The 2,177-nt window shown below is 57.1% G+C and carries 2 protein-coding genes; both read left to right on the top strand.

Features of this window, described 5'->3' with window-relative positions:
* The first annotated feature begins 188 nt into the window (after positions 1-188).
* Complete coding sequence (locus CKO35_RS17455) at positions 189-491, top strand: hypothetical protein (protein ID WP_207143910.1); 303 nt, start codon at positions 189-191, stop codon at positions 489-491.
* Positions 492-1,119: 628 nt separating this feature from the next.
* The coding region (locus CKO35_RS17450; RefSeq protein WP_200177380.1) for an ATP-binding protein at positions 1,120-2,177 on the top strand (1,058 nt) is incomplete at its 3' end.

Here is a 2,177-nt window from a genome sequence, read left to right as displayed (position 1 = left end):
CGGGTCACGCCGCTGATCCAGCCATCGTGCCAACCCCAACAACGCTTTAACATCGAGTATTGACGGCGTTTCTGGGGTTGTCAAAAATACTTCTATGGCGGTCTTGGTGATGGGGTATCGAGGAATCCTACAAAGCCTTCAAAACCTGGCTTCAGGTCGAGCGCTTCCGCACCCATAGCCGGTTAGGCGTGTACCAGGAAATCTACGCCCGCTTCCTGACTCTCACGCTGGCAGCCATCAGCGCCGCCCTGTCTCAGCCGGTGGCAACATTACGAACGACCGGACGCTCCAGGGAATACCGCATCAACTTCCGGGCCACTTTGCTCAAGTTCCGTGACCGGTTCTTCTCGCTGTGGTCAGCAGACAATTCAGAAAAATCCATCCTGGATCTGTTCCAATGGATCATCCAGGACCAAGAGATGATTCGCCCCGGCCGATCCAATCCCAGAAAATCAAAATATATCAATCCATTGCCAGGGGTGGTGGCCTAAATTGACGACATTGGCCGGAGGGCAGGATGCTGCGGCAGCTTCAGGACAAGGGCTACGCCGGCAAGTACCGGGGGCAGCACTTGTGAATCGTGGGCCTGCTCGCGAAAACGACGCGAAATACCGAGCACGCCCTTTTCGCCACTCCCGCGCAAGCGGGAGTCCAGGATCCTTCGCCCCGTTACCGGCCGATGGATTCCCGCTTGCGCGGGAGTGACGCAGATTTATCCAGCGTGGCAACGACCCTCAGCCACGGGTCAATTACACACAACACACAAAGTAAAGCCCCGTCACTGTCCATGTGACGGGGCTTTGTGTCGCACGGCTGGGCCAATCCCTGGATTCTTCCGTGAGCCTGAGAGTTCATCCTTGAGCGCCGATACTTGGCGACGAACTCAGCATCCCATACCGCCCATAGGGATGCAATTGCCTGGCGCAAGAACTGCGAAATGGTTCATGTTTTTATTTTCATTCCACCGTGCGGTGGCTTTCAATACCTTTGGGAAACCTCTGACAATTGCTTTAGGCTGCTATTCGTGCTCGCGCCCTGTGCCGTGCTCCCAAGAGGCCAGTTTTCATCTTCATGATATTATTCCTTCTATCGTGAACCTTCAGAAGCCGAGTTCCCCCTATGGCTGCCCAGCGCAATCTTCCCATCGGAGTGCAGTCCCTTGAAGAGATCATCAACGGGGGCTACTACTATGTGGACAAGACCCCCTGGCTCCATCAGCTGATCAAGGAGGGGAAATACTACTTCCTCTCCCGACCCCGCCGTTTCGGCAAGAGCCTGCTGCTGGACACCCTCAAGGAACTGTTTGAGGCCAACGAGCCCCTGTTCCGTGGTCTGTACATCCACGACCGCTGGGATTGGCAGATCCGTCACCCGGTCATCCGGATCAGTTTTGCCGATGGGGTCATGGTAAGTCGATCGGCACTGGACATCCGTATCCGGCATCTGCTGCAATTCAATCGGCAACGCCTGGGTATCGAACACAGCGGCGCTCAGGACATCGCCGGCGAGTTTTCCGATCTGATCCGCATGGCCCACCATCAGCACGGCCAGCGGGTGGTGGTCCTGATCGACGAATACGACAAGCCCATCCTGGACAACATCACCGATGCCGCCGTGGCTCGTGAACTGCGGGAGGGGCTGAAAAACCTGTATTCCGTCCTCAAGGACGCCGACCCTCATCTGAAATTCTGCCTGCTCACCGGCGTCTCCAAATTCAGCAAGGTCAGCCTTTTCTCCGGGCTGAACAACCTCAACGACGTCACCCTGGACAAGCCCTTTGCCCCCATCTGCGGCTACACTGACGAGGACATCGATACCGTCTTTGCTCCCGAGTTACCGGGCCTGGATCGGGACCAGATCCGGCAGTGGTACAACGGCTATCGCTGGGGAGATGAGACAACGCCGGCGGTCTATAACCCGTTCGATGTGTTGCTGCTGTTTCAGAAGCGCGAGTTTCGACCCTACTGGTTTGAAAGTGCCACCCCCACCTTTCTGGTCAAACTCCTGTCTGAGCGGGGCGTGTTCACCCCCCGTCTGGACCATCTGCAGACCAAGGCCAGCCTGTTGGGCCGCTTCGACGTGGACGAGATCGCCACCGAGGCCCTGCTGTTCCAGACCGGCTATCTCACCGTGCACAAGGTGGAAGAACCCATCACCGGCTACTGGCTCTATACCCT

The sequence above is a fragment of the Ectothiorhodospira shaposhnikovii genome, from assembly GCF_016584105.1.
GTDB classification, from domain to species: Bacteria; Pseudomonadota; Gammaproteobacteria; order Ectothiorhodospirales; family Ectothiorhodospiraceae; genus Ectothiorhodospira; species Ectothiorhodospira shaposhnikovii.
The sequence above is the reverse complement of the archived record's forward strand: the minus strand, read 5'-3'. Positions and strand labels throughout refer to the sequence as shown.